This window comes from Rhodanobacter sp. FW102-FHT14D06, from assembly GCF_043950705.1.
In the GTDB taxonomy this organism is placed as follows: Bacteria; Pseudomonadota; Gammaproteobacteria; order Xanthomonadales; family Rhodanobacteraceae; genus Rhodanobacter.
The window spans coordinates 3344366-3370971 of record NZ_CP170722.1 but is presented as its reverse complement, the minus strand read 5'-3'; the positions used below and the strand labels follow the sequence as shown (position 1 = coordinate 3370971).

General features: G+C 65.2%; 31 protein-coding genes. 13 read left to right on the top strand and 18 right to left on the bottom strand.

Annotation, left to right across the window (positions count from 1 at the left end):
* The first annotated feature begins 56 nt into the window (after positions 1-56).
* The 3 genes from msrB to ACFCQI_RS15210 all read left to right on the top strand — a co-directional run bounded on the left by msrB (position 57) and on the right by ACFCQI_RS15210 (position 1671).
* On the top strand, positions 57-515 hold the full coding sequence (msrB, locus tag ACFCQI_RS15220) for a peptide-methionine (R)-S-oxide reductase MsrB (protein WP_395118068.1): 459 nt from the start codon (positions 57-59) through the stop codon (positions 513-515).
* Positions 512-1039, top strand: coding sequence for a peptide-methionine (S)-S-oxide reductase MsrA (gene msrA, locus ACFCQI_RS15215; protein WP_395118066.1), 528 nt, complete (start codon positions 512-514; stop codon positions 1037-1039). Before msrB ends, msrA begins: the two co-directional genes overlap by 4 nt.
* Before the next feature lie 68 nt (positions 1040-1107).
* On the top strand, positions 1108-1671 hold the full coding sequence (locus ACFCQI_RS15210; protein WP_395118064.1) for a hypothetical protein: 564 nt from the start codon (positions 1108-1110) through the stop codon (positions 1669-1671).
* Positions 1672-1676: 5 nt separating this feature from the next.
* Here ACFCQI_RS15210 and ACFCQI_RS15205 read toward each other — a convergent pair whose 3' ends face one another.
* The 3 genes from ACFCQI_RS15205 to ACFCQI_RS15195 all read right to left on the bottom strand — a co-directional run bounded on the left by ACFCQI_RS15205 (position 1677) and on the right by ACFCQI_RS15195 (position 3715).
* A complete protein-coding gene (locus tag ACFCQI_RS15205) occupies positions 1677-2840 on the bottom strand; it encodes a lipase family protein (protein ID WP_395118062.1) in 1164 nt (387 codons plus the stop codon).
* A 43-nt stretch (positions 2841-2883) separates the two neighbouring features.
* The gene (locus tag ACFCQI_RS15200) at positions 2884-3285 is read right to left on the bottom strand and encodes a DUF6795 domain-containing protein (RefSeq protein ID WP_395118060.1); all 402 of its coding nucleotides are present in this window, start codon (positions 3283-3285) and stop codon (positions 2884-2886) included.
* A gap of 211 nt (positions 3286-3496) precedes the next feature.
* Positions 3497-3715 carry a hypothetical protein gene (locus ACFCQI_RS15195; protein ID WP_395118058.1) on the bottom strand — a complete coding sequence of 73 codons (219 nt, stop codon included), beginning with the start codon at positions 3713-3715 and terminating at the stop codon, positions 3497-3499.
* Positions 3716-3851: 136 nt separating this feature from the next.
* Between ACFCQI_RS15195 and ACFCQI_RS15190 the strand changes: the two genes are divergently transcribed.
* Together ACFCQI_RS15190 and ACFCQI_RS15185 are read left to right on the top strand one after the other, a co-directional pair.
* Positions 3852-4208 (top strand): DUF1428 domain-containing protein, encoded by a 357-nt coding sequence (locus ACFCQI_RS15190; RefSeq protein ID WP_395118056.1) that lies wholly within the window; start codon positions 3852-3854, stop codon positions 4206-4208.
* Positions 4209-4320: 112 nt separating this feature from the next.
* On the top strand, positions 4321-5166 hold the full coding sequence (locus ACFCQI_RS15185) for a diguanylate cyclase domain-containing protein (RefSeq protein WP_395118054.1): 846 nt from the start codon (positions 4321-4323) through the stop codon (positions 5164-5166).
* 113 nt (positions 5167-5279) lie between these two features.
* Here the strand turns inward: ACFCQI_RS15185 and ACFCQI_RS15180 are convergent, their stop codons facing one another.
* On the bottom strand, positions 5280-6881 hold the full coding sequence (locus ACFCQI_RS15180) for a tetratricopeptide repeat-containing sulfotransferase family protein (RefSeq protein ID WP_395118052.1): 1602 nt from the start codon (positions 6879-6881) through the stop codon (positions 5280-5282).
* Between the two features lie 204 nt (positions 6882-7085).
* Here ACFCQI_RS15180 and ACFCQI_RS15175 point away from each other — a divergent pair, with 204 nt between their 5' ends.
* Entirely contained in the window at positions 7086-7565 is a 480-nt protein-coding gene (locus tag ACFCQI_RS15175; protein WP_395118051.1) for a VOC family protein, read from the top strand.
* Between the two features lie 97 nt (positions 7566-7662).
* Entirely contained in the window at positions 7663-8319 is a 657-nt protein-coding gene (locus ACFCQI_RS15170; RefSeq protein WP_395118049.1) for a glutathione S-transferase family protein, read from the top strand.
* 295 nt (positions 8320-8614) lie between these two features.
* On the opposite strand, the gene ACFCQI_RS15165 is transcribed toward ACFCQI_RS15170, so the two are convergent.
* From ACFCQI_RS15165 to ACFCQI_RS15155, 3 genes are all read right to left on the bottom strand, one after another.
* The gene (locus ACFCQI_RS15165) at positions 8615-8890 is read right to left on the bottom strand and encodes a hypothetical protein (protein ID WP_395118047.1); all 276 of its coding nucleotides are present in this window, start codon (positions 8888-8890) and stop codon (positions 8615-8617) included.
* A gap of 156 nt (positions 8891-9046) precedes the next feature.
* Positions 9047-9277 (bottom strand): helix-turn-helix domain-containing protein, encoded by a 231-nt coding sequence (locus tag ACFCQI_RS15160; protein WP_395118045.1) that lies wholly within the window; start codon positions 9275-9277, stop codon positions 9047-9049.
* Positions 9277-9783 (bottom strand): DUF2975 domain-containing protein, encoded by a 507-nt coding sequence (locus ACFCQI_RS15155; protein WP_395118043.1) that lies wholly within the window; start codon positions 9781-9783, stop codon positions 9277-9279. Before ACFCQI_RS15155 ends, ACFCQI_RS15160 begins: the two co-directional genes overlap by 1 nt.
* 279 nt (positions 9784-10062) lie before the next feature.
* Here ACFCQI_RS15155 and ACFCQI_RS15150 point away from each other — a divergent pair, with 279 nt between their 5' ends.
* Together ACFCQI_RS15150 and ACFCQI_RS15145 are read left to right on the top strand one after the other, a co-directional pair.
* Positions 10063-10491, top strand: coding sequence for a GFA family protein (locus ACFCQI_RS15150; protein ID WP_395118041.1), 429 nt, complete (start codon positions 10063-10065; stop codon positions 10489-10491).
* Between the two features lie 315 nt (positions 10492-10806).
* Positions 10807-12369, top strand: coding sequence for an ankyrin repeat domain-containing protein (locus ACFCQI_RS15145; RefSeq protein ID WP_395118039.1), 1563 nt, complete (start codon positions 10807-10809; stop codon positions 12367-12369).
* Between the two features lie 107 nt (positions 12370-12476).
* On the opposite strand, the gene ACFCQI_RS15140 is transcribed toward ACFCQI_RS15145, so the two are convergent.
* The gene (locus ACFCQI_RS15140) at positions 12477-13361 is read right to left on the bottom strand and encodes a hypothetical protein (RefSeq protein WP_395118037.1); all 885 of its coding nucleotides are present in this window, start codon (positions 13359-13361) and stop codon (positions 12477-12479) included.
* 239 nt (positions 13362-13600) lie between these two features.
* Here ACFCQI_RS15140 and ACFCQI_RS15135 point away from each other — a divergent pair, with 239 nt between their 5' ends.
* Entirely contained in the window at positions 13601-14956 is a 1356-nt protein-coding gene (locus ACFCQI_RS15135) for a cytochrome-c peroxidase (protein ID WP_395118035.1), read from the top strand.
* Positions 14957-15104: 148 nt separating this feature from the next.
* Complete coding sequence (locus ACFCQI_RS15130) at positions 15105-15278, top strand: PQQ-dependent sugar dehydrogenase (protein ID WP_395118033.1); 174 nt, start codon at positions 15105-15107, stop codon at positions 15276-15278.
* Between the two features lie 9 nt (positions 15279-15287).
* Here ACFCQI_RS15130 and arr read toward each other — a convergent pair whose 3' ends face one another.
* The 3 genes from arr to ACFCQI_RS15115 form a co-directional block, all read right to left on the bottom strand.
* The gene (gene arr, locus ACFCQI_RS15125) at positions 15288-15722 is read right to left on the bottom strand and encodes an NAD(+)--rifampin ADP-ribosyltransferase (RefSeq protein WP_395118031.1); all 435 of its coding nucleotides are present in this window, start codon (positions 15720-15722) and stop codon (positions 15288-15290) included.
* Positions 15723-15958: 236 nt separating this feature from the next.
* On the bottom strand, positions 15959-16294 hold the full coding sequence (locus tag ACFCQI_RS15120; protein ID WP_395118029.1) for a GNAT family N-acetyltransferase: 336 nt from the start codon (positions 16292-16294) through the stop codon (positions 15959-15961).
* 170 nt (positions 16295-16464) lie between these two features.
* Positions 16465-17985 (bottom strand): hypothetical protein, encoded by a 1521-nt coding sequence (locus tag ACFCQI_RS15115; RefSeq protein WP_395118027.1) that lies wholly within the window; start codon positions 17983-17985, stop codon positions 16465-16467.
* 641 nt (positions 17986-18626) lie between these two features.
* Here ACFCQI_RS15115 and ACFCQI_RS15110 point away from each other — a divergent pair.
* Positions 18627-19433: an alpha/beta hydrolase family protein gene (locus ACFCQI_RS15110; RefSeq protein ID WP_395118025.1), complete on the top strand. Its 807-nt coding sequence runs from the start codon at positions 18627-18629 to the stop codon at positions 19431-19433.
* Positions 19434-19521: 88 nt separating this feature from the next.
* Positions 19522-20508 (top strand): MBL fold metallo-hydrolase, encoded by a 987-nt coding sequence (locus tag ACFCQI_RS15105; protein ID WP_395118023.1) that lies wholly within the window; start codon positions 19522-19524, stop codon positions 20506-20508.
* Between the two features lie 268 nt (positions 20509-20776).
* On the opposite strand, the gene ACFCQI_RS15100 is transcribed toward ACFCQI_RS15105, so the two are convergent.
* The 7 genes from ACFCQI_RS15100 to hutU all read right to left on the bottom strand — a co-directional run bounded on the left by ACFCQI_RS15100 (position 20777) and on the right by hutU (position 26554).
* The gene (locus ACFCQI_RS15100; protein ID WP_395118021.1) at positions 20777-21469 is read right to left on the bottom strand and encodes an aspartate/glutamate racemase family protein; all 693 of its coding nucleotides are present in this window, start codon (positions 21467-21469) and stop codon (positions 20777-20779) included.
* A 374-nt stretch (positions 21470-21843) separates the two neighbouring features.
* Complete coding sequence (locus ACFCQI_RS15095; RefSeq protein WP_395118019.1) at positions 21844-22650, bottom strand: hypothetical protein; 807 nt, start codon at positions 22648-22650, stop codon at positions 21844-21846.
* Positions 22651-22897: 247 nt separating this feature from the next.
* On the bottom strand, positions 22898-23788 hold the full coding sequence (locus ACFCQI_RS15090; RefSeq protein ID WP_395118017.1) for a pilin: 891 nt from the start codon (positions 23786-23788) through the stop codon (positions 22898-22900).
* 62 nt (positions 23789-23850) lie between these two features.
* Positions 23851-24030: a hypothetical protein gene (locus ACFCQI_RS15085; protein WP_395118015.1), complete on the bottom strand. Its 180-nt coding sequence runs from the start codon at positions 24028-24030 to the stop codon at positions 23851-23853.
* Between the two features lie 158 nt (positions 24031-24188).
* The gene (locus ACFCQI_RS15080) at positions 24189-24506 is read right to left on the bottom strand and encodes a helix-turn-helix domain-containing protein (protein ID WP_395118013.1); all 318 of its coding nucleotides are present in this window, start codon (positions 24504-24506) and stop codon (positions 24189-24191) included.
* The gene (locus ACFCQI_RS15075) at positions 24490-24813 is read right to left on the bottom strand and encodes a transcriptional regulator (RefSeq protein WP_395118010.1); all 324 of its coding nucleotides are present in this window, start codon (positions 24811-24813) and stop codon (positions 24490-24492) included. The genes ACFCQI_RS15080 and ACFCQI_RS15075 overlap by 17 nt, the downstream gene beginning before the upstream one ends.
* A 70-nt stretch (positions 24814-24883) precedes the next feature.
* A complete protein-coding gene (gene hutU, locus ACFCQI_RS15070; RefSeq protein ID WP_395118008.1) occupies positions 24884-26554 on the bottom strand; it encodes a urocanate hydratase in 1671 nt (556 codons plus the stop codon).
* Between the last annotated feature and the right edge of the window lie 52 nt (positions 26555-26606).

Genomic DNA, 26606 nt, shown 5'->3' with positions numbered 1-26606 from the left:
AGTCAGCAACGCCCGCTGCTCGCCAGCGTGCAGGTCGACCATCCCCGGAGGCTCCCATGTCGAAGTACCGCAAGACCGCCGAAGCGCTAGCCCGGCTCACGCCCGAGCAATACCGGGTCACCCAGGAGGCCGCCACCGAGCGCCCGTTCGACAATCTCTACAACGCGCACGCCGCGCCCGGCCTGTACGTCGACATCGTTTCCGGCGAACCGCTGTTCAGCTCGCTGGACAAGTTCGACAGCAGCTGCGGCTGGCCCAGCTTTACCCGCCCCGTGCAGGGCGAGCGCGTGGTGGAGAAGCACGACACCAGCCACGGCATGCTCCGCACCGAGGTGCGCTCGCGCGACGGCGACAGCCACCTGGGCCACGTCTTCCCCGACGGCCCGCGCGCCAGCGGCGGCTTGCGCTACTGCATCAACTCTGCCTCGCTGCGCTTCATTCCGCTGGAACAGCTGGAGAAAGAGGGCTACGGCGAGTTTCTCCACCTGTTCGACCACGCGAGGGACGACGCATGAACCCGACCAGCGAACGCGCGCTCCTGGCCGGTGGCTGCTTCTGGGGCATGCAGGAATTGATCCGCCGGCAGCCCGGCGTGCTGTCTACCCGCGTGGGCTATTCCGGTGGTGACGTGCCGAACGCCACCTACCGTCATCACGGCAACCACGCCGAGGCGATCGAGATCATCTTCGATCCCGCGCGGATCAGCTATCGCCGGCTGCTGGAGTTCTTCTTCCAGATCCACGACCCGACCACGCCGAATCGCCAGGGCAACGACCGCGGCAGCAGCTATCGCTCGGCGATCTTCCATACCAGCGAGGCGCAGCGGCAGGTGGCCCTCGACACCATCGCCGATGTCGAGGCCAGTGGCCTGTGGCCGGGCAAGGTAGTGACCGAACTCGCCCCCGCCGGCGATTTCTGGGAGGCCGAACCCGAGCACCAGGACTACCTGCAGCATTACCCCGGCGGCTACACCTGCCACTTCATCCGGCCGGACTGGAAGCTGCCGCATCGCGGCGGAGAAACCGGGCAAGCCGGCTGATCGCTGGCGCGAGCCGAGCTGCTCGGGCAAAGTGCGTTTGCGCAAATCCACACCGGCCCGGATCGAACATGGATGCTTTCAGCTACCTGTCCGTTTTGCTCTCGATCATCGTGGGCCTGGCGATCACCCAGGTGTTGCAGGGTCTGCGCGGCCTGATGCTGGCGCGCTCCAGCGCGACGATGTACTGGCCTTCGCTGGCGTGGGCCATCTTGCTGCTGGTACTCGACGTGCAAGTCTGGTGGGCCATGTACGACCTGCGCCTGCGCCAGGACTGGAGCTTCCTCGGCTTCTCCGTGCTGCTGGCGCAAACCGTGCCGTTGTACCTGCTGGCCGGGCTGGTCCTGCCGGACATCACTGCGGGTGAACCGGTCGACCTGCGCCGGCATTACTACGCCAACCACCGCTGGTTCTATACCTTGCTGGTGCTTTTGCTGGTGATCAGCCTCGGCAAGAGCTGGATGCTCCACGGCGCCCTGCCCCGGACGCTGGATGCAGGCTTCCAGCTGATTTTCATTGCCGGCTCCCTGCTGGGCGCGTGGACTTCGCGCGAGTGGCTGCACAAGGCGCTGGTGGTCTTCAGTGCCACGCTGGTGGGCGCCTATATCGCGATGTTGTTCGCCCACCTCCGCTGACCGCTTCAGCGCAGCAGCACGTCCACTGCCTGCCGGGCCATCGTGGACACCACGCGAAACAGCATGCCCAGCACGTACTCCACAAAGGCCACGGTGATGTTGACCGTGGCTGCCACGGCGCGGCCCATGAAACGCATGATCGCGGTGATGAGGTTGCGGATCATCGCCGCCAGTCGCAGCGACTGCAGCGCGCCGGAGTAGAGCAGCCGCGCCAGCGTGTCCAGGATGGTGGCGCCGCCCAGCACCGCCAGGCCTGCGCCGTGGCCCAGCGCGGAGAGTATCCAGTCCAGCGCGCGGAGGATCCAACGCAGCGCGGTCGCCGACAGCATCATGCCTGGCCCGCCGACCGCGGCGGCCACGCCCAGCCAGGCTTCGGCCTGCTCGAAGCTGTCCGGCCCTTCCTGCAGCACCGGCAGCGCCCGCCAGGCGGCGTCGCCGACCGAGCGGCGATATTGCGGCATCAAGTGCGCCTCGATGGACACCAGCTTGCCCGGGCCCTTCATGCGGTAGGCGGTGTCGCGCCAGGGCACGTGGCTGTACGGGTAGACCGGCACCATCGGCACCAGGTCGGTATCGTGGTACACGCGGTGGATCGCATCGGCGCCCAGGCGCCGGGTGAGGTATTGCGCATGCGGCTCCAACCCGGCGCGGGGCGCGCCGAAGGTGTACAGCTGCAGCTTGCAGCCGAGGTCGCCGAGGCTGTCGGCCACCAGCGTGGCGATCGCGCCACCGAGGCTGTGGCCCACCACGTGGATCGTGGATACCTCGGCCGGCGAACCGATCGCCTGGCGGATCTGCGGCAGCAAGGTCTGCGCCGCCGCCCAGAAACCGGCGTGCACGATGTATCCGCTGGGGCCGGCGACGCCGGCCATGCGCAGGTTGCTGAGCCAGTCGTAGGCGCTGGTCTTGAAGGTGCCGCGGATCGAGACCAGGCGCTCGCGTTCGCGCGCGTTCCTGCCGCGCGCCACGTAGCCGAAGCCGGTGCGCTGGCTGATCGGCGAGCTGCCCAGGCCGGTCGAACCGGTCAGCCGCGTGCCGCCCAGCAGGTCGAACGACTCGCGCGCCGTCGGCGCGGCGGTCGCCGCATCCACCATGTCGGTGGACAGGCGCAACGCGTACGCACTGTCCGCAATCTCGGCGGCCTGCGCCGGTGAAAGATCATTCGACATCCCCATCCCTCCCCGCTTGCTTCCAGTCAACTGAGCTTCCGGCTCAGATCGCCTTGCAGATACCGTAGTGCGTGCCCTCGAAATCGGGCGCGCGGGTCAGCTCGCATTCCAGGTTGAGCGGCTTGCCGTCGAGCTCCGCATTCGGCTCGTAGGAATTCCGGGTGTGCCGCCAGGCGGTGTAGTCGCGGCCTTCGTGGCGAATGGTGATCTTCTGCAGCACCACCGGCTGGTGCGGCACCGCGCGCAGCACGCCGGGGCGATGCTCCACCACCGGAAAGTGGAAGCGGCCTTGCGCATCGCTGAGCGTGTGTGCGGGCGGCACGTCGTTCTTGTTGTCCGACCACACCACTTCCTGCACCAGCTCGGCGCCCTGCACCGGCTTGCCGCCGCTCAGCACCGTGCCATGCACCTCGGAAAACAGCACCAGCGGACTGGACAACCCCATGGCGCACCCCTCGGACAGAATGAAAGCCAACAAGAACAGTGCCGCCACGGCCAGCGTGCCGGGCCGCGACAAGAATCGCCGCCGCATCCCCTTCCCAGGTTCTCCCGCCCGCATCAGCATGCCCTGTCCCCCTCGAACGCCAACCGTACCGGCAAACCGCCCGCAAAAAAAGTGCAGGGTTCGACGTCCCGGCATCGAGCCGTCTCGTGCGCTACGCCCACGGCTCGGACTCGCCCAGCAGCTGGCGCAACCGGGCATCGTCCATCGTGGCCAGCTCGTCCTCGGCCACGCGCAGGTTCTCCGCCGGCAGGGCGAGTTGACGGATCTCGCCGGCGCCGGCGCGCGAGAACACCAGCCGCACGTTGCCATACGAGGCGTCCAGCAGCGCGGCCTGCCAGTGCCCGTCGTGGAGATCGTCGAAACTGCGCATGCTCGTGCTGCCCGGTCGCAAGTGGTCCGCCGATTGTATCGGCCCGCTTCGCCGCAGGCGTCGATTCCGCGCCCGCTCGTTCGTCGCACGATGGCAGACCGGCCATCCCGGCCGTGTCCTCCGCAGGAGTCCGCTCATGTCCTACATCGACGGTTTCGTGATCGCCGTACCCGAGGCCAATCGCGCGCAGTTCATCGCCCACGCCCGCACCTATGACGCGATCTTCCTTGAGGTCGGTGCCCTCCGCGTCGTGGAGTGCTGGGGTGACGACGTGCCCGACGGCAAGCTCACCGATTTCCGCCGCGCGGTGCAGGCGAAGCCGGACGAAGCGGTGGCGTTCTCCTGGATCGAGTGGCCCGACAAGCCCACCCGCGACGCCGGCATGGAGAAGATCATGAAGGACCCGCGCATGGAGGCAGCCGCCAACTGCCCGTTCGACGGCAAGCGGATGATCTTCGGCGGCTTCGTGCCGGTGGTCAGCCTGCCAGGCTGAGTGCCGCCGAACCCGCGCCTTCCGTTCCCGGCGGTTCGACGGGTAGCCTCGGCCTGCCCGGTTGGCCATACTGCAAGCCAACCGGTAATGCCCGAAGACCGCACGCCACTCCATGATTGCCAAGCTTCCCCCGCTCGCCGAAGTGCTGGACCTGATGCCCGATGCGGTCTGCGTGGTCGATGCGGAGGGACGCCTGCTTTACGTCAACGCGAGCTTCGAACGGATACTCGGCTACGCACCAGCCGAGGTGCTCGGCCGGCGCATTTTCGAACTGGTGCATCCGGAAGACCGCGAGGCCACCTTGCGGCAAGCCGGACAGGTCATGGCCGGCGAACTGCAACGCCACTTCCGCAACCGCTACATCCACCGCGACGGCCACAGCGTGGACATCCAGTGGTCGGCACGCTGGCTGCCGGAGTACGGCGTGCGCATCGGCGTGGCCCACGAAGTCACCGAGCTGCGCCGCAACGAGCGCGAACTGGAACATCGCGCCACCCACGACCTGCTGACCGGCCTGCCCAACCGTCACCGCCTGCACGTCGAACTGCAGTACGCCATCGCCAACGCGGCGGAAACCGGCTCTGGCCTGGCTGTGCTCTACCTCGACCTCGACGGATTCAAGGCAGTCAACGACCGCGCCGGCCACGCAACCGGCGACCGCGTGCTGCGCGAAGTGGGTCAGCGGCTGCAACAGGGCCTGCGCCAGGGCGACCTGGTGGCGCGCGTCGGCGGCGACGAGTTCGTGGCGCTGCTGCCGGGTTGCCGCGACAGCCGGGCCGCCCGCACCATCGCCGACGACCTGCGCGCCCGCCTCGGCTTGCCCTGCACCCTGCCCGACGGCCCGTTCCGCCCCGACGCCAGCATCGGCATCGCCTGCTACCCCCGCGACGGCACCGACGCCGAGGCGCTGCTGGCGCACGCCGACCGCGCGATGTACATCTCCAAGCGCCGCCAGTAGCACGTGGCGGAAAGCCGGGCTGCGTCGCAAAAGTGCAGGCCGCGAAGCGCCGCACGAGGCCCTCGAAACACCGCCCCGTCTTCGCGACGCGATACGCGCCGCGCCACAGCAGCTCACGGCATGTCGAGCACCGCCCCGCGCAACACGTCCAGGTGCGACGCGTAAGGGCGCCAGCGGCCGCTGCCCCGGCCGTGGATCGGCTCGCGAACCTGGGCGGCGCTGGGCGTGGCCACCGGCGCCGCGTTCCGCTCCGGGTGGAGGCAGGCTTCCTCCATCGCGAGGCCACAATGGTCGAGAACCTTGCGCAAGGCGACGCCCGGCTCGCGGACGAGATCCGCATAGGCCACTTCGATCATGGAATCGGGTATCGTGGTTTGCCAATGCCGCGCCAGGCGGCGGTACTGGCCGTAGTAATGAACCATGGCACGCTGGTCGTAGCTGTACGCCGCCCGGTTCCCGAACATCATGCTCAGGTTCGAGAAGCACACCTCCAGCGGATCGCGCACCACGTGCACGATGCGCGCATGCGGCAACGCGCGGCGGATGTGGGCGACCATGCGTATGTTGGTCGGCAGTTTGTCGATGAAGTAGCGAGACCCCGGTGCCCGCCAGCGCGTCTGCGCGAGATAGCGCGCACCGAGATCGGCCAGGTCCAGCTCCGCACCGCGCTCGATCGCGGCCAGCGTGCCTGCCGCGCCATGCGGGACCACCCCGGCGACCCGGCGCAACTGTTGCGGGAAATCCATGATCTCGCCGGCCGAGGCCACCTGCGAATGACTGGACAGCATGCGGTCGAGCAGCGTCGTTCCGGAGCGCGGCATGCCGACGATGAAGATCGGCTGCGGCCCTTCTTCCTGCTGCGCGCCCGGCGCCGCCGACCTTCCCAGCGAACCGGCAACCCGGATCAAGGCGTCCACCACCGCGGTCTCGCCCTGCGCATCGTACGGCCTGACCCGGTGCATCAGCGCATTGCATCGCTGCAGCGCTGGCCATGCCTCATCGTATCGTCCCAGGTCGTCCAGTTCCTTGAACATGGCCGCCTCGAACGCGGCGCGATTGGCCAGTTGCGCGGGAGCTCCGGCGTCGGCCGGGAGGCGCTGCAGCTGCAGGCGCAGAAAATCGAGGTGGTGGGTTTGCGCCGTCTGCGTACGCAGGTTGGCCCGCGCCAGCGCCGCATCGCCGAAGGCAGGCCAGCGATCCAGGCAGGCATCCAGGAGGCGGCCCGCTTCGTCGGTTTCGCCGGCGAACTGCCGCAGCATGGCCTGGAGATGGAGTTCGCGCGGCGCGTCGGCACCTGCAGCGACCGCGCGATCGATCATCCGTCGCGCAGCGGGGATGTCCCGCATGCCCCAGCGCAAATGGGCCTGTTCGGCCAGCAGCATGGCCGGCAGATCCGCGGCCCGCTCCAGCCGGTCCAGGCAGGATCGCGCCGCGACGACCTCGCCGGCAGCGGAAAGCCCGCGCGCCAACTGGATGTCCAGCGACGGCTGCGGATCGTCGGATTGCGCGACATCGAGCATCAAGATCGCGGCGTCGCCCAGGCGACCACAGCGCAGCAGCACCGCCGCAAGATCCATCTGCACGAACGGGTTGGCGGGGACCTGCCGAAGCAGCGATTCCAGCGCCTCCCGCGCCGCGTCGAACTGCTGCTCGGCAAACCATTGCCGCGCCCGGCGACCGAGCGGAAACGCCACCGTCTCCAGATGACTGTTCATGACACAACGTCCGGATGCAAAACGATCGACCTCGCACTCGTCGGGCCGCAACCGGCCGCAGTCCGCGCAGTTTGCCACGGCACATCGACGCACATGGCCTGATGTCGCCAGCCGCGCATGGCGGAATAGCGGGATGTCGATCTGCCCGCCACTCGTTCGTCGCAGATCATGCAAGCCCCGCCGCCCCCAACCCGGAGAACACGCATGACCAGCAAGAACTCGATCTGCCTGTGGTACGACGGCGCTGCCCTGGAGGCCGCCACGTTCTACGCCAAGACCTTCCCCGACACCACCGTCGGCGCCATTCATCGGGCGCCAGGCGACTATCCCTCCGGCAAGGAAGGCGACGTGCTGACGGTCGAGTTCACGGTCATGGGCATCCCGTGCCTGGGCCTGAACGGTGGCCCGACCTTCCGGCACAACGAGTCGTTCTCGTTCCAGGTGGCGACCGACGACCAGGCTGAAACCGACCGCCTGTGGAACGCGATCATCGACAACGGCGGCCAGCCCAGCGCCTGCGGCTGGTGCAAGGACAAGTGGGGCCTGTCGTGGCAAATCACCCCGCGCGCACTGATGGCGGCGATCAGCGACCCCGACCCCGCCGTCGCCCGGCGCGCGTTCAACGCGATGATGGACATGACGAAGATCGACATCGCCGCGATCGAGGCGGCCCGGCGCGGCTGATGCGTTTCAACCGCAGGCGCTGCCCCCACCGCCTGCGCAGCGAACCGAGCGCTGCCGCCACCCGACATGACATCGCGTACCCACCCGGAGTCTCGCCGTGATCCCCACCATCACCGCTTTTGAAAGCTCACCGGATCGCGGGCAGGGCCTCGCGCGCGACATGCGCGTGCGCTGGGCACTCGAGGAAGTGGGCCAAGCCTGCCAGGTCCGCCTCGTCTCGTTCGGCACGATGAAGCAGCCTGCCCACCTGGCGCTGCATCCGTTCGGGCAGATCCCCACCTACGAGGAAGGCGAGCTGACATTGTTCGAGTCGGGCGCGATCGTGCTCCACCTCGCGCAACACCACGCCGGTCTGTTGCCCGACGACGTGAATGCCCGGGCGCGCGCCATCATGTGGATGTTCGCCGCACTCAACACGGTGGAGCCGCCGATCCTCGATCTGCAGACCGCCAGGTTCCTGGAAGGCGACAAGCCATGGGCCGCAGAACGGCTGCCGCTCATCAAGAATCGCATCCGCAACCGGCTGGGCCAGCTCGCCGTCCGGCTGGGCGATGCGGACTGGCTCGACGGCGCGTTCAGCGCCGGCGACCTCATGATGGTCCACACGCTGCTGCGCCTGAAGCCATCCGGCATGCTCGCCGAATATCCGCACCTCGCCGCCTATGTCGCCCGCGGTGAAGCGCGGCCCGCGTACAAGCGCGCGTTCGCCGCGCAGCTGGCGGTGTTCACCGGCAAGCACGCCGCCGACGGTTGAGGCGCCTCGGCGGCCGGCGCCTTCGGCGGAACAGGATCTCCGGGAAGGCTGCAGATCATGCGGCCGACGCTTCAGCTCATCCGTGCCAGGCAGCCATCCAACTGCCGTCCCCGCCGGGTGAGCTTGCCGTCGAAACTCAACGTGCACAGCTTCCAGCCGGCTTCCCGCAAGGCGTTCAGGCCGCGACCGGTGGTGAAGGTTCCAGACGGTACTCCGGAGGCACGCAGCTCTTCCTTGTTGCTGTGGTAATACCCCTTCGGTACGCAAGCACCGGACCGGGGCGCGAAACTGGCCCTCAGCCTGCCGCGCCCTCCGGTGGCGGCTGCAGTTTCTGCTGCAATGCCTCCAGATCGGCGATCACCGTCTCCAGCGCATCGTGGAGTTGGCCCTGGCGGTTCATCAGGTCGTCGATCTTGTCGGTTTGCTTCAGCTTCGACAATTCGCCGTCGAATAACAGCCAGATCGCCGTCAGGTGCTCCACGTTGTTCTTGGCGTAGTGGCGCATCTCCTTGAGCTGCGCCAGCGTGTCAGTCACGTGATCGAGTTGCTTGCCGGCATTTTCATCGGCCATGACATGCTCCCGGGAGTAGTCCGGCCATGCTACGAACACCACCTCCACGACAACGTGAAGCTGCCGTACCGCTTTCGTTCAATCCTGGTCCCGGCAACCTGGCCATTCGTCGTGACCTTTCCTGCAGTACGAACGCACATTGCCCGTGTCGCTTCTTCAGCGCACCGACGTCCCGGCGGCGTCGTCGGGCTCCCAACGCAGCAGATCGCCCGGCTGGCATTCCAGCACCTCGCACAACGCAGCCAGGGTGGTGAAACGCACGGCCTTGGCACGGCCGTTCTTGAGCACCGCCAGGTTGGCGGGCGTGATGCCGATGTGCTCGGCCAGCGTGCCGACGGCCATCTTGCGGCGGGCCAGCATGACATCGATGTCCACCAGGATGGCCATCAGATCACCTCGTCCAGTTCGGACTTGAGCTGCCTGGCCTGCGAATCCAGCGCGACCGCCTGCGCCAGCAACATCCGCAGCACCAGCACGATCAGCGCCACGCCGGCGATCACCAGCGATGCGCCGCAGACCATGGCGATCAGGCCCGGGGCGATTTCGTCGCCGGGCGTGATGCGGTTGGCGTGCGCGGCCACCACCGCCATGCCGAACGTGAGCGCCGAGGCTGCCGCGATGGCTCCGATCACGATGTCGACGTAGCGGAAGGCCGCGGACGAGAACACCGTGCCGCGCCGGACCATGGTCAGCAACCGCCAGATGCAGACCGCAGTCACCTGCATCGTCAACACGCCGAGGATGACGATCACCACCAGCGGAATGCGCACGTCCGCGCGCGCCGATTCCAGGTCATGCCACAACAACGGTGCGATCACGCCCTGCACCACCAGGGAACCCGCCAGCGCGATCGCAATCACGGCGCGCAGCGCCAGCACCGCAAAATCCCCCATCGCTGCTCTCCACGTATCGTTTAGTGACCGCAATATATCGCAAAACGATATATTCGCAATGAAAAACGATATGATCGTCCTGCCCTCCCAAAACCTCCGCCGTCGCATCAGTCAGCGCACGCTCCGGTGAGGACAACGCCACCTCGCCACCGAAGAGAGCCGCAGCGGGCGAGCGGGGGGAGCCGACTCGATTGCCTCGCCCCTCCCGGAGCCGCGTCAGCCGTATGATTCGCCCGATCAGGGCAAGGGGAAACACCACCGACACGCTGGAGAAACGACATGACAGACAAGCACACGGGTAGCTGTTTCTGCGGTGCCGTGGAGATCGAGGTCTCCGGCGCGCCCGAAGCAATGGGGTACTGCCACTGCGGCTCCTGCCGCTCCTGGTCGGCCGGACCGGTGAATGCATTCACGTTGTGGAAACCCGCCAGCGTCAGGGTAACCAAGGGGTCGGAATTCGTCGGGCATTTCCAGAAGACGGAAACCAGCGACCGCCAGTTCTGCAAGCAATGCGGCGGGCACCTGATGACCGACCATCCGACGCTGGGCCTGACCGACGTCTACGCCGCCACCATTCCGGATCTCGACTTCGTACCCGCCGTCCACGTGAACTATGCCGAGACCGTGCTGCGGATGAAGGACGGCTTGCCCAAGCTGAGAGACTTCCCGGCCGAGCTTGGCGGATCGGGGCAAGCCCTGCCCGAGTGACGTCCAGGCGGATAGCCCATGGACGGGCAGTGGTCCTGACGCACGTGCAACGAAACAGCGGGGCTTGCCGTGGCGGACGACAATCGAACTTGATCAGCCTCGGCCCCTGTTTGATTCCCGCATCGAACCGGGTGCCACACCCACGCTACCTGGCGATTGGCCCCGCTTCCCTCCTGGTCTATGCTCACGCCCCGGCGTCGCAAGCCGCCTCCGGGTCCGCGGGAAGGGTTCAACCCACTTGTCCATCGCTGGCCACCATCGACCTTTGTGCAGCCGGGATTGCGGACCTTCGGCATTCATTGCATGGAGGTTGTCATGAAGAACCTGCCCGCCCGTCCGCATCTGGACCATCTGAAGAAACAGGCCAAGCGGCTGCTCGAGGACGTCCGCCACGGCGATCCCGACGCGCTCGAACGCGTTCGCCTTGCCCTGCCCGGCGCCGCCCGGCTCGATCACGCCGCCATCGCCGCCATGGAACTGCGCCTGCACGACGCGCAGTCCTGCATCGCACGCGAGTACGGTTTCGGCTCGTGGTCGCAGTTGAAGGATTACGTCGCGCTGCAGGCCGCCTCGGTCGACATGCACGCGCGCAAACGCCAGTGGATGCACTGGGTCTTCGGCCACGGCTACCAGACGGCCAAACCCGCACTGGCCGAGCGACTGCTGCGCGAACATGCGGACCTGCTGGTCGGCGCGCCCGCGCTTGCCTGTGCCATCGGCGACGTCGCCACGGTGCAGGCCGCCCTCGCAGCCGATCCCGCCTGGGCCACGACGGCGCGCGCCGACAACGGCATGCCGCCGCTCGCCTGCGCCACCTTTTCCGGGCTGATCGCCCTGCCCGCCTGCGCGCCGGGCATTCGTGCCTGCGCGGACCTGCTGCTCGATGCCGGCGCGGACCCGGATGCGCGATGGACCGATCCGGAGCTGCCGCACGATTCGCTCAGCGTCCTGTACGGCGCCGCCGGTCGCAACCACGACATCGCACTCACGCGGCGACTGCTGCAAGCCGGCGCCAACCCCAACGACAACGAATCGCTCTACCACGCCACCGAGATCGCCGACAGCACGATTGTCCGCCTGCTGCTCGAGGCCGGTGCCCGCGTGACCGGCTGCAACGCGCTGTTCCGCGCGCTCGACCACGAGCATCCCGACACGGTGCGCCTGCTGCTCGCCCACGGCGGCGACCCGAACGAACCCGGCCCGGACGGCAGCCCCTTGCTGCACGCGATCCGCCGCCGTCGCTCGCCCGCGACCATCGGCCTGCTGCTCGACGCCGGCGCCGATCCTTCGGCAAGCAACGGGCACGGCATCTCCGCCTATCGCCTGGCGTGCAGCCTTGCCCTCGTCGAAGTGGCCCGGCAACTGGTGCAAGCCGGCGCAGTGCCCGACGACCGCCCGCATGACGCCTTCCTCGGCGCGTGCGCGCGAGGCGATCGCGCCAACGTGCAGGCGATGCTGGCCGACGACCCGGGCCTCATCGGCAAACTGCCGTCGGCCGCCTTGCGCCTGCTGCCGGAAATGGCCGCCGGCAACGAGGAGGAAGCAGTGCGCGTGATGGTTGAGGCAGGCTGGCCGATCACGACGCGCGGCGGCGACATCGACGGCAGCGCGCTCAACTGGGCGGTATTCCGCGGCAACGCATCGCTCGCACGCTTCCTGCTCGCCCATGGCGCGCGCTACGACGAGCGCCACGGTTTCAAGGACAACGTCTACGGCACGCTCAGCTTCGCGTCCCTGGCCGAGACCACCCCCGGCGGCGACTGGCTGGCCTGCGCGGAAGCGCTGATCGACGCCGGCTCGCCCATACCGGAGGAGCGCTACGCGTTTCCGGAAGAGATCGCCGCGTATTTCGACGGTTTGCGCTCGGGTACGGACTGAGCGCAGCGGCGCACCATGAAATAAGGGGTCGGCGTGCCGAAAGCGCACGCCGACCCCTTATTTTGCTCTGTCACGCCCGGAGCGGCCGCCGGCCGCTTCGAACGCAATCACATCGATGGCGTGGAAGCCGCCGCGGCCGTAGTCGCATCGGCGGGCTGCGTGTTCGCTGACGGGTATTGCCCGACCTGCAGGGCGAATCGGGTTTGACCGGACGGCGTCGCCGACGGGTCGAGATACACCTGGATCACGTAATTTGTCGCCGTCGCCACCGACTCGGTCCAGGTGTTCGCTCCGGTCGTGCTCGTGTCGACCAGCGCCTTGTCGTGGGTCTGGTCGGTCACCTTGAAATACAGCCGAGGGTTGTCCGAAATGAGGTTGATCTTCACCGTCATGCCCGCCGCGATGGCCACGGTGAAGTTGTGCGCGGTGGCGCCGGGCGACAACACCACAGCCTGTTGCGCCCACGGCTTGCCGGCTTCGAATGTCACCGCGCTCGTGGGCACCTGCATGTCTTCGGCCCCGTACTGCCCGACCTGCAACGCGTACTTGGCGGTGTCGCCGGATGGTATCGCGGCGGGATCGATGTAGACATGGATCGCATACGTGGCAGCCGGCGCGTTCGGCAAGGTCCAGGTGGACTCACCGGTCTTGCGCGAATCCAGCAGCAGCTTGTCGTTGGTCCGGTCCTCCACCCTGAAACGCACGTTGGGATTGCGGGTGAGGAGATTGAGCTGCAACGTCTTGCCCGCCGCGATCGCCACCGTGTAATCGAGCGAGCTGTCGGAATGCGTGAGGTTGCCGATTTCCTGCGCCCAGACACTGTTGGCCGCGAAGGTCACCGCTACCGGATCGCCCGCGAAAGCCGGCAACGACACACAGGCAGCAGCCAGGCCGAAGCTCACGCCCAGGGCGCGGCAGAAAAGACGGAAACGTGACATGAGTGGGGACCCCTGGTGGATTGAAGTTGGTTTGCAGGCGATCGACGATTCCACGCCTTGCGGCACCGCAGCCGCGAAGACGCTGCCTTCCCGTGTGCAGGCCGTGCCTCACCCCTGAGTCAGCGCCGTGTGCGGACCATACGCTGGTCTCACGAGGCTTGCCAGCCGGCACAACCCGACTGGCCGTTTTTCGCTCTGCGGCCAGGAGCCCGCCATGTTCAGTTCCCGGACGGGTCCATCCGCAATCTCGACCGACGCACGAATTCAATTGGACACGTCCCCTTTGTTCCCGCATGCCCTTGTTGCGGACAGGACGGAGCGATGGTCGCGGGCCGGACGCCTGCCTTCGCTTCGAAATCGCTTTTGTTGATCTCGGTCAACAGCCATCGGTGCCGATGAACCGAGCATGCGGGTGTTGCCAGCGCGATCCGGCATCGACAGGCATAGCCGGCGACTCCGCTTGGGCCAGGACGACAGGCATGGCGACGACCCCGGCGACGTCCACCATGTCGCCTGTTCCGCGCCGCGTTCGCGCATCGCCAGGGTTTCCTGGATACGCCACGGACATTGACGATTTCGATTGCCGCCCAACTGCGGAGAGTCAGCTCATGTCGCCGATCAAGCTGGTTTCACTGATGGTTCTCGCCTCCCTGGCGACAGGCCAGGCATGGTCGCAAACGGCATTGATGAAGCAGGCCCAGGGTCTGTTCAAACCGATACCCGCCAATGCGCCGCCGTTGCCGGGCAATGCGGCGACCCCGGCCAGGGTGGAGCTCGGCAAGATGCTTTACTTCGAGCCACGGCTGTCCGAAAGCCATGCCATCAACTGCAACTCATGCCACATGGTCGGCATGGGCGGGGTCGACCTGCAGGAGACTTCGCTGGGTCATCGCTGGCAGCATGGCGGTCGCAATGCGCCGACCGTCTACAACGCGGTGTTCGACGTTGCCCAATTCTGGGATGGGCGCGCCAAGGACCTTGAACAGCAGGCTGGCGGTCCGCTGGTCAACCCGGTCGAGATGGACACCACCGAGTCACACGTCGTCGAACAGCTCAAGGGGATTCCCGGCTACGCCGCCGTGTTCGCCAAGGCCTATCCGGCCGTGCCCGATCCGATCACATTCGACAACGTACGCAAGGCCATCGCCTTGTTCGAGGCCACCCTGATCACGCCGAACGCGCCGTTCGATCGCTACCTCAAAGGCAACGAGAAGGCGCTCGACGCGAATCAGAAGGAAGGCCTGGCGCTGTTCATCAACAAGGGCTGCGCGGCATGCCACAACGGCATCAACGTGGGCGGGGGCATGTACGCCCCGTTCGGCGTGGTCGAGCGGCCCGGCGCCGACATTCTCCCGCCGGGGGACAAGGGCCGCTTCGCGGTGACCAAGACGGCCAGCGACGAATACGTGTTCCGGGTGCCCTCGCTGCGCAACATCGCGCTGACCGCGCCCTATTTCCATACGGGCAAGGTGTGGGATCTTCGCCAGGCCGTCGCGATCATGGGCAGCAGCCAGCTCGGCGCAAAGCTGAGCGACGAGGAGGTCGGCAAGATCGAGGTTTTCCTCGGGGCCCTGACCGGCGACCAGCCGAAGGTCACGCTGCCAATCCTGCCACCCAGCGTGGCAACCACCCCGCGGCCCAAGCCGTGACCCGCACGAATGAGGCTGTCCAGGCAAGCATGCAGGGACGTCCAGAAAAAAGGGCGCGTGGCCAATTCAGCCAAGCAGGCGACTGGCCCTGCCAGACGACGACCGGATTCAATTAGCCACGCCCCTTCTTTTTCACGTCCCCTTTCATTTGGCCAGCGAGGCCATCATCCGCGTCACGTTCGATGGCAAGTGCGGCACCAGCGCGGTCGACCGCTGGAACGTCGGCAAGCGCGTGCGCGATATCAAGGAAGCGCTGGACGGCTCGCTGTGGATGCTGGAGGACGCCGGCCCCGGCGGCTTGTATCGGCTCACGCCGAAATGACTCGACGTGTCAATTGATGATCTCCCCCATGCCGGCTTCGACGCGACGCTTCAGTTCCCGGATGAACTCCGCGTCGTAGGGCTCCCAGCGTTCGAGCTCGCCCACGATCCTCAGCGGCGCCGCGCTTCGGTAGGAGCGAGTGGGGTTGCCGGGGAATTTCTTGTTCGTCACGTTGGGGTCGTCTTCGAACGCACCGGTCGGCGTGACGACATAGACCCGCGGCCTTCCCCTGCCGCGCGCCATCTCCGCGGCAAGGCCGGCCCCCTTTGCTACGGCGGTGAAATAGATGTGGTTCATCACGACGCGGACGTCGTAGTTGGAGGTGAACCCGGCCATCAGCAAATCACCCAGGGAAAGATCCGCCTTCGTCCCGTGGTAGAACGGCCCTTCCACGCGATGGCAGTTCCCGTGGGAAACCGGAACCCACTCGTCGTCGTCATGCATCCCCGGCGTACCTCATGCTTGCTGCCCGATCGGCAGGCCGGCGATTCTCAGACGCCCCGGCAGCCTTGCCGCAAGCCCCGGTGACTGATATAAATTGATGGTGGGAGGCGCAGTGCGCCTCCTTTTTTTTTTGCTGCGACCTCCTTCACCTGCGCTGCCGGGCTGAAATCGGCGCGCCCGCCGTCAACCTGAAAAAGGGGGAACAGGGCACGGCACGGATGCCTCCGCGCCATACGTCATGCCTGGTCAGTGCACGGTTCCGGCACCACACCCGGCGCCACCGTCATCACGTCCTGCCAGGCCGGGTTCTTCAGATAGCGCGCACGGACATAGGGGCAGAACGGAATGATCCGGAAACCCTGCCCGCGCGCGTCGGCGATCAGCCGATCGACCAGCGCCGACGCCGCGCCGGTTCCTTTCAGGCTCTCCGGCGACAGGGTGTGGTCCGCGCTGATCAGCCCCGGCCCGCGATGCGTGAAAACCAGTTCCGCTTCAGCCTCGATACCCGCCACCGTTGCGACATAGCGGCCATGCCGGCCGTTTTCTTCCCGGATGACGTGAACGTCAGTCATGGTTCGGCTCCTCGGCTTGAACCGGTGGTGATGGCGACAGTGTGCGCCATGCGCACGCCCAGCGGCCGCGCTCCCTGGAAAAGGGAACGTGGCCAATCAAGCCAGGCAGGCGACGGGCCCTGCCAGACGACGACCGAATTTGACTGGCCACGCCCCCTTCAATTGATGGGTCAACGCAGCGCCCCCGCTATGTGGAACCGCTCCACGCGGCCGACCTTCTGCATGGCGGCCTGAACATCGGGCCGCGCGGTGACCGTGATCCAACGGTCGTGAATCAGCTTTTCCGTCGGCGTCTCGGTGACATCGGCGTAATGCTGCATGTCGACCAGTGCGGCATTCCGCCAGGCGGGCTTCTGCAGCCGCTCGATGAGCAGGGATGCAGCCTCGTCAAGCTTCCCGCAGAGCAGCAGGGCGTCCTCCCACGTGGCAATGGCATCGGCGCGATGCTCGCGCTGATAGCTCATGGAGGCAGCGATGGCGGCGGCATCGCTTTTCGCGACGGCGATTCGCAGTTTCACGCTTTCCAGCTGCATGCGACCGAAGGGACTCATGTCGCCGAGTTCGACGATGGTATCGGCTGCCTTGTCGGGCAAGCCGAGATCGACGTACAACCCGCCGAGATTGATCAACTGGCTCACGTTCATGCCGCCATGCTCGGGGCGCCGCGCTGCCAATACCTCGACGCGCACGGCATCGTCCCAACGTCCCTGCCGTTTGAACGCCCGTGAACGGTTGTCGAGCACCCAAGGGTATTTGTCGTCAAAGTCCGTATAGGTCTTGGGGCCGTCTCCGCGCCCGGCATGAACGAGTACCGTGTCGCTGATCGAAAGCACGCGCGCATACTGGCCGGTGATCAGCAGCAGCTCTTGAAGGTCCGCAATGGGCTCAAGCTTGTCCGGTTGGGCCTTCACCCGTTCCTGCGCTGCCTCGATCTCCGCGGCGACCAGGCGATCAATATCGAAATTCCGAGAGCGCTTCAGGGTGATGGGGTCGAAGCGCCGATCCACGCGCATGCTGAGCGCCGCCTGGGCCGAGGTGATCCGCAAGGCCACCGCCGTAGCGCGCGCGATGTCGTTGCGTTCAATGTGCAGCAGCGCGAGGTCACGCCACAAGTTGCCGGGCTCGACCCCGCTCTGCGACCATCCCGCATCGAACAGCGCGTCCAGCATCTCCCGGTCCGTGTCAGGGTTCTGCGCCTGCAGGTACTGGTAATGAAGTTGCCTGATCGCGCCTGAATTCACGTCGCCCAGTTTTCCCGGCCAGCGCCGGGCAAAGACCGCCACGCTATGCCCTGCATCGCTGTAATCGCCGGTGGAGAACGCGCTGGAGAGGCGGGTCATCCATGCCGTTTCATCGGCCTCGTCAAAAGCCGTCGCCCGTACGGCCGTTTCGTGAGCCCTCTTGTCCTGGCCGTTCTGGGTGGCGATCAGGCTGGCAACCAGCAGTGCGCGGTATCGCAGATCCGTCGGGAGGTCGTTGAAACCCTCGGCATGAATCGCCTTGTCGAGCTCCGCCTGTGCGGACGCGGTGTCATTGTGACTGGCGTCAGCGAAGGCCTTCTGCACCAACTGGGCGACGCCTGCCGCCGGCTCGGCGGCCCGATCGGCGAGTTTCGACGTCGGCGGAATCGTTGCCCGCGCCGTGCACACGGTCAGCAATACAAGCGCCGCCGCCGTCATGATCCTGTTCATCGATGCGTCCCCCTGGATGGCCGTCTGCCGACAACGAGCGCGTGGCCGGACTGGACCACACCATACGGCGAACGGTATCAGTCTTGTGCCTGCTTTGCCGGCGGCTTGATCAGCTCCGCCGCGTCCTTTGGAGCAGTTGCCCGATGTCCGTTCGGATTCAATTACCTCCGTCCCCTTGTCCCTGACGTCTCTACTCCGTCATGCGACTGGGGCACGAGGCGCTGGTGCGACGATGGTCGAGCACGCGTCTGAGCGAACTCATCGATCAGCCACGGCATCCCAGTCCACAGTTGCTGGATCAACTGCATGTACCGGCATGAAAACGTGGGGAAACCTCAGACTCTGACCCTCGTTTTTCCTGACCCCTGTGACAACAGGCCGCCGCAAGTTCGCAAGGCTCGCGGCGGCTCGTTCCTTGGAAACAGGAACGAACGGGGCCGGATTGAGATGGCCTCGTTCGGCGGAGTAGTCTGGCAAGGTTGGCGTTCGGCGCTCCTTCCGTACCAGACTTGTCCAATTCCGCTCAGGGGAATGCCATGAAGCACGCAAGGGTTGTGTTCCTCAGCGCCTGTCTTGCTCTCGCCGCTGGAGCCGTCCGCGCCGGGATGCCGCCGGTTCCGGGTACGCCTCGGGATGCGGCAATGGCCCACGCGCCTGATCGCGCATCCATGCAGACCATGCAGATCCCCAGCCATGGGGAGCTGATGAACGCATTGGTGTACATCGCCGCGGGCGCGGGTCCCCATCCGGTGGTGATCCTGCTGCACGGGTTTCCCGGCAACGAGCGCAACCTCGATCTGGCGCAGGGCATGCGACGCGCCGGTTGGGATGTCCTGTACTTCAACTACCGCGGCTCGTGGGGCACGCCGGGCAACTTCTCGTTCGCCCACAGCATCGAGGATACCGGAGCCGCCATCGCCTACCTGCGCCGGCCGGAGGTAGCCCGGTCGTTGCGACTGGATCCCAACCGCATCGTGCTGATCGGCCACAGCATGGGCGGCTTCATGACCGTCGAGGCCGCTGCGGCGGACCCCGCGATCAAGGCCTTCGCCACCATTTCGGCCGCCGACATGTCCGGACGCATGCAAGCTCTACTCGAGAAGGAAAAGCGCTCCGACGCGATCGCCGCCATGGCCCACGGACTGGCCGAAGAAGGCATGGCGCCGCTGGCGGGATGCACACCAGACGGGCTGGCCAGGGAGCTGGCGGACCACGCCATGAGCTGGCCGTTCCTGGACAAGGTGGATGCACTGAAAAACCGCAACGCGCTGATCCTCACGGCCGACGACGGCCTCACCCGGGAGAACAGCGCCTTCGCCGCTGCCTTGCGCAACGCCGGCGACACGCACGTGACCACCCGGCATTTCGCCACCGACCACGCCTATTCGGACAAGCGCATCGAGCTGTCACACGCGGTGCTGGCGTGGCTGGCGGGGTTGCCTAAATAGAACCGGGGTCGGGTTCAATTTCTGGCGTCCCGGATTGCGACGGTGGCCTGGACACGGCGCAGTCTGACGTCGAACAGCGGGAGCGAGCATGGGCAAACAAACCGGTTCCCGCATCTGGCGCAGGGCATGGGTCGCCGCGGGTGTCATCGTCGGCGTGTTGCTGGTCGGTGCCGTGCTGGCCGCGGCGTTTGCGCCGTTCGTTTACGCCGAGCTGATGCCCCGGTTGGAGCCGCACGTGATCGTCGATCCCGCGCCGGCCAGAATCGCCAAGGGCCGCATGTTCGATGACTATTTCGTAGTGCAGGATCTCGGCGCGGGAACCTTCGCCATCGGCGAGCCGCGCTACTACCAGCAGAACTACTCCTACCTGATCATCGGAACGAAGCGCGCGCTGATGTTCGACTCGGGGTCGGGAACGCGCGACATCGGCAAGGTGGTGAGATCCCTCACGCGCCTTCCAGTCACGGTGATGGTCTCGCATCTGCACTTCGACCACTTCGGCGGGATCGGTGCTTTCGATCACGTGGCCATGATCGATCTGCCACAGACGCGTGCGGATGTGTCCAACGGGCGCCTGCGGCCGAGTCGTTACGCGTACCTCGGCTTTTGGGACGGGCGCAGCGCTCCGGCAACGCGGATCACCGAATGGCTGAGCCCCGGCGCCGTGATCGATCTGGGCGGCCGCTCGTTGACCGTCCTGTCCACCCCAGGCCATACGCCAAGCTCCGCGGCGCTGTTCGATGCAGCGGACCATCGGCTCTTCATCGGCGACTACATCTATCCCACCACGCTTTACGCCTTCCTGCCGGGCGCAAGCTTGTCGGCCTATCGCCAGACGGCGCGGCGGCTGCTCGCGACCTTGCCCGGCGACACGATCCTGTGGACCGCGCACTGCTGTCGAAAGGGCGAGGGCGTGGCGGCGCCCTGGCTGACCGTGACAGACCTTCGCGACCTGGACCGGACATTGATGGCGGTCCAGGCCGGCACGGCAACCTTCACGGGCTTCTATCCGCGCAGGTATCCGGTCAACGACCAGATGACCCTGGCGACCGGCCTCCCCTGGAACAATCGCTGAAACCGGTGAAACCTGAAACCTGAAACCTGGTTCAGAGTGCACTTTCCAGCGGGCTTTCGAGAAAACAGGGGGCAGGGTCGACTTTCTGAGCTGTCGCCAGCGTGTGGCGCCGATGGTTTGCTGGCGTTCGCGGCGGTTGTGTTGGGGTGCTGCGATCCTTGCGGTTGGAATGCGGCAATCTTCGCTTGGTTTCAGGCTGCGCCGTCGGTGAGCGTCTGGGGGCACCCCGACTGAAAGTCGGATCAGGTCGCATCTTGTAACCGGAGCGTTACGCGAGCATCCAACCCACGGCGGCCTGGCAGTGGAGTTCGGTTGTGTCGACGCGCGGGATGTCTGGCGCATCCTCTGCGCGCAGCAGCATGCCGAACTCGGTGCAGCCGAGGATCACCGCCTGCGCGCCCGCGGCGTGCATCCGGCGCATGATCGTGATGAAACGTTCGCGCGATGCCGGCTCCACGCGCCCCTTCACCAGCTCATCGAAGATGATTTGGTGCAGCGCGTCCTGTTCTTCCGATGTCGGCACGCTGATGGACAGGCCGTGGCGTTCCAGCCGTTCGCGATAGAACGGCTGGGCCATGGTGAAGCGGGTGCCAAGCAACGCGGCGCTGCGGTGGCCGTCGGCCAGCAAGGCCTGGGCGGTGATGTCGGCAAGGTGCAGCACCGGAACGCTGACGGCCGCCTCCACCGCAGGCGCCACCCGATGCATCGTGTTGGCACAGATCAACAGGCCTTCGGCCCCGGCGTGTTCCAGCCGGCGCGCGGCATCTGCGAGGATGCGGCCAGCCGCATCCCAGTCATCGGCGTGTTGCAGGCGCGCGATCTCGGCGAACTCGACACTCCACAGCAGCAACCTGGCCGAGTGCAGGCCGCCCAGGCGTGCGGCAACCAGCTCGTTGATGCGCTGGTAGTAGTGCATGGTGGATTCCCAGCTCATGCCACCGATCAGCCCGATAGTTTTCATGCCGTGCAACGCCCAATGGATTAGCGGGAATTCTCGCACAAGGTAAAACAGCGGTCAGAGTCGACTTTCCAGCAGGTCTAAGGTTTCGATGGCGGTCTTTCTCGGCCGGTCGATCTTCCTTGGTGCGAGTTTCCGCCCCAGTTGCTGTTTGATCGCAAGGCGGTCCAAAAAAGCAAAAAAGGGTCGGAGGCAATTATCGAAATTTAATTACCTCCGTCCCCTTTGTTGGACGCGACGCGATAGCTGCGCTTCAAAAAGGGTGTCAGGGACAATTAGAAGTCTCTTCGGCCGCTAAGAACAGTCTCTGGCACCATCTTTCTTGCGCACTTCTATCAAATTGTCCCTGACACCTTTTCGCTCATACGCTGTTGCGCTCATACGCTGTTGTATACCAACTCGTTCCCGGCGTCGGCTGCTGCGCCGACGACCATACCGATGGCACGGATGGTATAGATAACCCTAGTGCTATTTTTCGTCTCCGGTACCGCAGTAACGCTAGTTGGAATCATCGCTTCCCACTGCCTCTTATCACGACGTGAAGCGGGAATGGATTCGCCGAAATTTAGCCCCATGCTTTCAAGAGTTTTCGTCAGCCGCGAAAGCTCATCGCTCGATAGTTCAGTGTCAAAAGCTATCCGCCTAGGCACTATGTTTGCCAAACTATGAAGTGCGAAACCACGATTGTTCAAAGCCATCCAGACATCGCCTTGAAGATAGAGTCGAATCCTCAGATCAGTGCTCTTTTCTGGAGCTGCCCGAAGCACCTTGGCGACGTCAAGTATTTCTCGATTTGACAGCCAATCTGGCTGGCCCTCATATAAGCCCTGAAAATGACGGTTAACGCCAAATTGGCTGAAGTAAATCTGTTGAATAGTTGTTGGCTGACGGTTCTCGTCAGATCTCAACGCAGTGATCAGTCCATGCTGGGTCAACTTCGGATTGGAAACGAGAACCGTCGCCCCATTCGGCGCAAGAAACTCAACGCGCCGTATGATCTCGCCAAGCCAGGCCTGTTGATAAACGACCGATAGATTATTCCATTTTCCATCGAGGCAAAAATCTTTGATGTCCTTACATAGGTTAAGTCCTTCCACCTGAGCATCACCAGAGAGGGTATTGTAGCAGTACTCAATCAGGGAATCGTACACCTTCTTAACTACAGCTTGTGTAATCGTCGCCATGCGCTAGCCTCACATTGGTTATCGTAACGGAGCCGAAACTAAAACAAATAGGCAGGTTTATTTTTCACCCAAGAATGGTGTCAGGGACAATTTGTAATCAAAAGGGACGGAGATAGTTATCCGGGCTTAATTACCTCCGACCCTTTATTTTCGTGTCCACCCCCCCGGTAAAGATGAAAAGAATCCTGCGTCCGCTCACTCACAGAAGCACTCTCCCTATGGGCGTGCTACCGCCCCATACTTGAACTCACAGATTCGCCGAGCAGTGGACGGGAAGATATCTGTCGTCGACATCAAGGGTTGCGCAGTGCCAATGCACCTGCCTGCCGTCGCGCACCGCCATCAACAGCACATGGCGACCGCCAAGATGCTCGTCCGCCGTCGCCGCATCGAACTCGAGCAGCAGGCTCCCCTTGACGACCTCGACTTCGCTCAGGTCGTGCCTGTGCAGGTCCGCAGGTGACGGCAGCGCGGCCGCCTTGTTGTCTTCGGGCAACCTGCCGTGGTCTTGCAGGTAGGTTTCGACGGTACCTCGCTCGAACGCAACCGAGGCGAAAGCTTCGGCCACCTGCCCTCGCACCGCGTCGACCCGGCTCAGCGATACGGCAGCCCATGCCAGGGTCGCCAGCGTGATCGTCCAACTGGCGAACAGGAATAGCCGAAACATCCCTTCCCGCCTCGCCTGGCCTGCGACCGGCAACCCGGCATCATCCGCGCGGCGGATTCGGCGCAGCCGATTCGCTGCCCGCACGCGATTGTCCGACTTGCCCGGCCGCGCGAGATGCACAAGAACCAGCACCGCCGCAATCACGAGTACCGCCGAGATGAATGTCTGCAGTGCGGCCACGCCCCAGAACATCCCCGCGCGCTCGTCATGACTGAAACAAACCAGACGCAGCGAATACCGCCCCGCCACGCAGGCAACCCCCTCCAGGCCACTCGTGGCCGCGTGGGCATAGCGACCAACGAAAAACACCAGCACCGACAACGCCATCACGAAATGGGGAACTCGCTTCAGGTCCTCCCTCTCGTGAAAGAACCGCGCCCACGCAAGCCACAGCGCCACCCCGACGGTGAACAGGAGTGCCGCCGCGTAAAAAGTGGCCTTCGAGTCGACAAGACGGATCAGGTGTTCCACGCACAAGTTCCTTTTGCGGTTCGATGCCGAAACCTGGACGGAGGAAGTTAAATCCGACGTTCTTAACTTCCTCCGTCCCCTTTGCTTCTGCTTCGGCCGAATACGTCGGCGAGCATGTCCTTGATGATCGTGACGGTATCTGCTTCGCCAACGTCGCGAGCCTTCGCGGCGGCCAGGATGGGCTGATAGCGTTTAAGGCCAACGACAAGACGCTCCGCGACTTTCTTCGGTATGGCAGCCATTCCAAGTCCCCCTTTGGCATGTGGCTCCGCCGACCATACAAGTATGGTGTTCGTCACACAATGCTCTGATGCTTGTGTGGTGCCTGGAAGTTGAAGAAGCAAAAGGCCCGCAATCGCTGCAGGCCTTCAAGATTTCAAGAACGGGTCAGGTTCCCTTGTCAAGCCGCCGCAAGCACCTTGCGCACCGTCTTCGGCGCGGCCACGGTGATTTTCAGCAGCGCCTTCGCCGCACCGCTCGGTTCGCGCCTGCCCTGCTCCCAATCCTGCAGTGTACGTACCGATACTCCAAGCATGGCCGCGAAATCTGCTTGCGACAGGCCCAGCTTGATACGGGCTTCGGTGGCTTGGGTCACTTCGACGCGGAATATGCGACCGGTACGGCCAGCCTTGATGTCGCGCACCGCCTGCAGCAGTTCTTCGCCGAGATTGCGCTTGCTGTCACGCTCCGCCAATTGAGCTTCAGTCATTTTCGCCATGAACGAATTCCTCTTTCAGGGCCTTGAGGACATGCGCGGGGACATTCTCCTGCATGCTCTTGCCGTAAACAGCCAGTAACCAGATGCGTCCATCGCGCAACTTGACGTAGTAAACGACGCGAAGGCCGCCGCGTTTGCCCTTGCCAGGCAGATGCCAGCGCAACTTCCGGCATCCGCCCGAACCCGGGATCAGATCGCCCGCTTCCGGCCATTGCGACAACGCGGCTTGCAACGCGCCATAGCCTTCATCGTCGAGATAGTCATAGATCAATCGCTCGAAGAGCGGCGACTCGATGAACTCGAACATGGACAGACTCCTTTCCGTCTCGCTCGATCATACGGCATTGCCGTATGTACGGCAATGCCGTAGCTGGCACTCAAGCCATCGGCAACTTCAACCCCTGCTCCCTCGCGCACTCGACAGCAATCTCATACCCCGCATCCGCATGCCGCATCACCCCAGTCCCCGGATCGTTCCACAGCACGCGCGCAATCCGCTTGTCCGCCTCGGCCGTGCCGTCGCACACGATCACCACGCCCGAGTGCTGCGAGTACCCCATCCCCACCCCGCCGCCATGATGCAACGACACCCACGTCGCGCCACCAGCCACGTTCAACATCGCGTTGAGCAGCGGCCAATCGCTGACGGCGTCGCTGCCGTCTTTCATCGCTTCGGTTTCACGGTTCGGTGAGGCGACGCTGCCGGAGTCGAGGTGGTCGCGGCCGATCACCACCGGCGCCTTCAGCTCGCCGTTGCGCACCATCTCGTTGAACGCGAGGCCGAGCTTGTCGCGCAGGCCCAGGCCGACCCAGCAGATGCGCGCCGGCAGGCCCTGGAAGCTGATGCGCTCTTTCGCCATGTCCAGCCAGTGGTGCAGGTGCTTGTCGTCAGGGATGAGTTCCTTGACCTTCTGGTCGGTCTTGTAGATGTCTTCCGGATCGCCGGAAAGCGCCACCCAGCGGAACGGCCCGATGCCGCGGCAGAACAGCGGGCGCACGTAGGCGGGTACGAAGCCCGGAAACGCGAACGCGTTTTCGCAGCCGACGTCCTTGGCCATCTGGCGGATGTTGTTGCCGTAGTCGAAGGTGGGGACGCCCTGCGCGTGGAACGCGAGCATCGCCTCCACGTGGGTCTTCATCGACAGCTTGGCGGCGCGCGCGGTGCCGACCGGGTCGGCCTTGCGGCGCTCGAACCACTGCTCCAGCGTCCAGCCCTGCGGCAGGTAGCCGTTGACCGGGTCGTGCGCGCTGGTCTGGTCGGTGACGGCGTCGGGGCGCACGCCCCGCTTGACCAGTTCCGGCAGGATGTCGGCGGCGTTGCCGAGCAGCGCGACGGATTTCGCCTCGCCGGCTTTCGTGTACTTCTCGATGCGCGCCAGCGCGTCGTCGAGGCTGCTGGCCTGCTCGTCGACGTAGCGGGTCTTCAGGCGGAAGTCGATGCGGCTCTGCTGGCATTCGATGTTGAGGCTGCACATGCCGGCCAGCGAGGCGGCCAGCGGCTGCGCCGCGCCCATGCCGCCGAGGCCGGCGGTGAGCAGCCACTTGCCCTTGAGGTTGCCGCCGTGATGCTGGCGGCCCATCTCGACGAAGGTTTCGTAGGTGCCCTGGATGATGCCCTGCGAGCCGATGTAGATCCAGCTGCCTGCGGTCATCTGGCCGTACATCATCAGGCCCTTTTTATCGAGCTCGTTGAAGTGCTCCCAGGTGGCCCAGTGCGGCACCAGGTTGGAGTTGGCGATCAGCACGCGCGGCGCATCGGCATGCGTGCGGAACACGCCGACCGGCTTGCCGGACTGCACCAGCAGGGTCTCGTCGTCGTTCAACTCGCGCAGGCTGCGCAAGATCGCGTCGAAGCACTCCCAGTTGCGCGCGGCGCGGCCGATGCCGCCGTACACCACCAGCTCCGCCGGGTTCTCCGCCACCTCGGGATCGAGGTTGTTCTGGATCATGCGGAACGGCGCCTCGCTGAGCCAGCTCTTGCAGGAAAGCTCGCTGCCGCGGGGCGCGCGGATGGTGCGGGTGGTGTCGATGCGGGTGGGTGCGTTCATGGCGATGCGCTCCGGTGAGTCAGACCGCCGAGTATAGGTCAGCGGCCACACG

What these genes read in the sequence shown, in the direction of transcription:
- ACFCQI_RS15100 (WP_395118021.1), bottom strand. Translation starts at nt 21,469, where the DNA reads ATGAAAACTATCGGGCTGATCGGTGGCATGAGCTGGGAATCCACCATG.
- ACFCQI_RS15175 (WP_395118051.1), top strand. Translation starts at nt 7,086, where the DNA reads ATGACCAGCAAGAACTCGATCTGCCTGTGGTACGACGGCGCTGCCCTG.
- msrB (WP_395118068.1), top strand. Translation starts at nt 57, where the DNA reads ATGTCGAAGTACCGCAAGACCGCCGAAGCGCTAGCCCGGCTCACGCCC.
- ACFCQI_RS15165 (WP_395118047.1), bottom strand. Translation starts at nt 8,890, where the DNA reads ATGGCCGATGAAAATGCCGGCAAGCAACTCGATCACGTGACTGACACG.
- ACFCQI_RS15145 (WP_395118039.1), top strand. Translation starts at nt 10,807, where the DNA reads ATGAAGAACCTGCCCGCCCGTCCGCATCTGGACCATCTGAAGAAACAG.
- hutU (WP_395118008.1), bottom strand. Translation starts at nt 26,554, where the DNA reads ATGAACGCACCCACCCGCATCGACACCACCCGCACCATCCGCGCGCCC.
- ACFCQI_RS15150 (WP_395118041.1), top strand. Translation starts at nt 10,063, where the DNA reads ATGACAGACAAGCACACGGGTAGCTGTTTCTGCGGTGCCGTGGAGATC.
- ACFCQI_RS15155 (WP_395118043.1), bottom strand. Translation starts at nt 9,783, where the DNA reads ATGGGGGATTTTGCGGTGCTGGCGCTGCGCGCCGTGATTGCGATCGCG.
- ACFCQI_RS15185 (WP_395118054.1), top strand. Translation starts at nt 4,321, where the DNA reads ATGATTGCCAAGCTTCCCCCGCTCGCCGAAGTGCTGGACCTGATGCCC.
- ACFCQI_RS15095 (WP_395118019.1), bottom strand. Translation starts at nt 22,650, where the DNA reads ATGGCGACGATTACACAAGCTGTAGTTAAGAAGGTGTACGATTCCCTG.
- ACFCQI_RS15190 (WP_395118056.1), top strand. Translation starts at nt 3,852, where the DNA reads ATGTCCTACATCGACGGTTTCGTGATCGCCGTACCCGAGGCCAATCGC.
- ACFCQI_RS15105 (WP_395118023.1), top strand. Translation starts at nt 19,522, where the DNA reads ATGGGCAAACAAACCGGTTCCCGCATCTGGCGCAGGGCATGGGTCGCC.
- ACFCQI_RS15180 (WP_395118052.1), bottom strand. Translation starts at nt 6,881, where the DNA reads ATGAACAGTCATCTGGAGACGGTGGCGTTTCCGCTCGGTCGCCGGGCG.
- ACFCQI_RS15120 (WP_395118029.1), bottom strand. Translation starts at nt 16,294, where the DNA reads ATGACTGACGTTCACGTCATCCGGGAAGAAAACGGCCGGCATGGCCGC.
- ACFCQI_RS15115 (WP_395118027.1), bottom strand. Translation starts at nt 17,985, where the DNA reads ATGAACAGGATCATGACGGCGGCGGCGCTTGTATTGCTGACCGTGTGC.
- ACFCQI_RS15205 (WP_395118062.1), bottom strand. Translation starts at nt 2,840, where the DNA reads ATGTCGAATGATCTTTCACCGGCGCAGGCCGCCGAGATTGCGGACAGT.
- ACFCQI_RS15135 (WP_395118035.1), top strand. Translation starts at nt 13,601, where the DNA reads ATGCCCTTGTTGCGGACAGGACGGAGCGATGGTCGCGGGCCGGACGCC.
- ACFCQI_RS15160 (WP_395118045.1), bottom strand. Translation starts at nt 9,277, where the DNA reads ATGGCCATCCTGGTGGACATCGATGTCATGCTGGCCCGCCGCAAGATG.
- ACFCQI_RS15110 (WP_395118025.1), top strand. Translation starts at nt 18,627, where the DNA reads ATGGCCCACGCGCCTGATCGCGCATCCATGCAGACCATGCAGATCCCC.
- arr (WP_395118031.1), bottom strand. Translation starts at nt 15,722, where the DNA reads ATGCATGACGACGACGAGTGGGTTCCGGTTTCCCACGGGAACTGCCAT.
- msrA (WP_395118066.1), top strand. Translation starts at nt 512, where the DNA reads ATGAACCCGACCAGCGAACGCGCGCTCCTGGCCGGTGGCTGCTTCTGG.
- ACFCQI_RS15080 (WP_395118013.1), bottom strand. Translation starts at nt 24,506, where the DNA reads ATGGCGAAAATGACTGAAGCTCAATTGGCGGAGCGTGACAGCAAGCGC.
- ACFCQI_RS15085 (WP_395118015.1), bottom strand. Translation starts at nt 24,030, where the DNA reads ATGGCTGCCATACCGAAGAAAGTCGCGGAGCGTCTTGTCGTTGGCCTT.
- ACFCQI_RS15210 (WP_395118064.1), top strand. Translation starts at nt 1,108, where the DNA reads ATGGATGCTTTCAGCTACCTGTCCGTTTTGCTCTCGATCATCGTGGGC.
- ACFCQI_RS15195 (WP_395118058.1), bottom strand. Translation starts at nt 3,715, where the DNA reads ATGCGCAGTTTCGACGATCTCCACGACGGGCACTGGCAGGCCGCGCTG.
- ACFCQI_RS15075 (WP_395118010.1), bottom strand. Translation starts at nt 24,813, where the DNA reads ATGTTCGAGTTCATCGAGTCGCCGCTCTTCGAGCGATTGATCTATGAC.
- ACFCQI_RS15200 (WP_395118060.1), bottom strand. Translation starts at nt 3,285, where the DNA reads ATGGGGTTGTCCAGTCCGCTGGTGCTGTTTTCCGAGGTGCATGGCACG.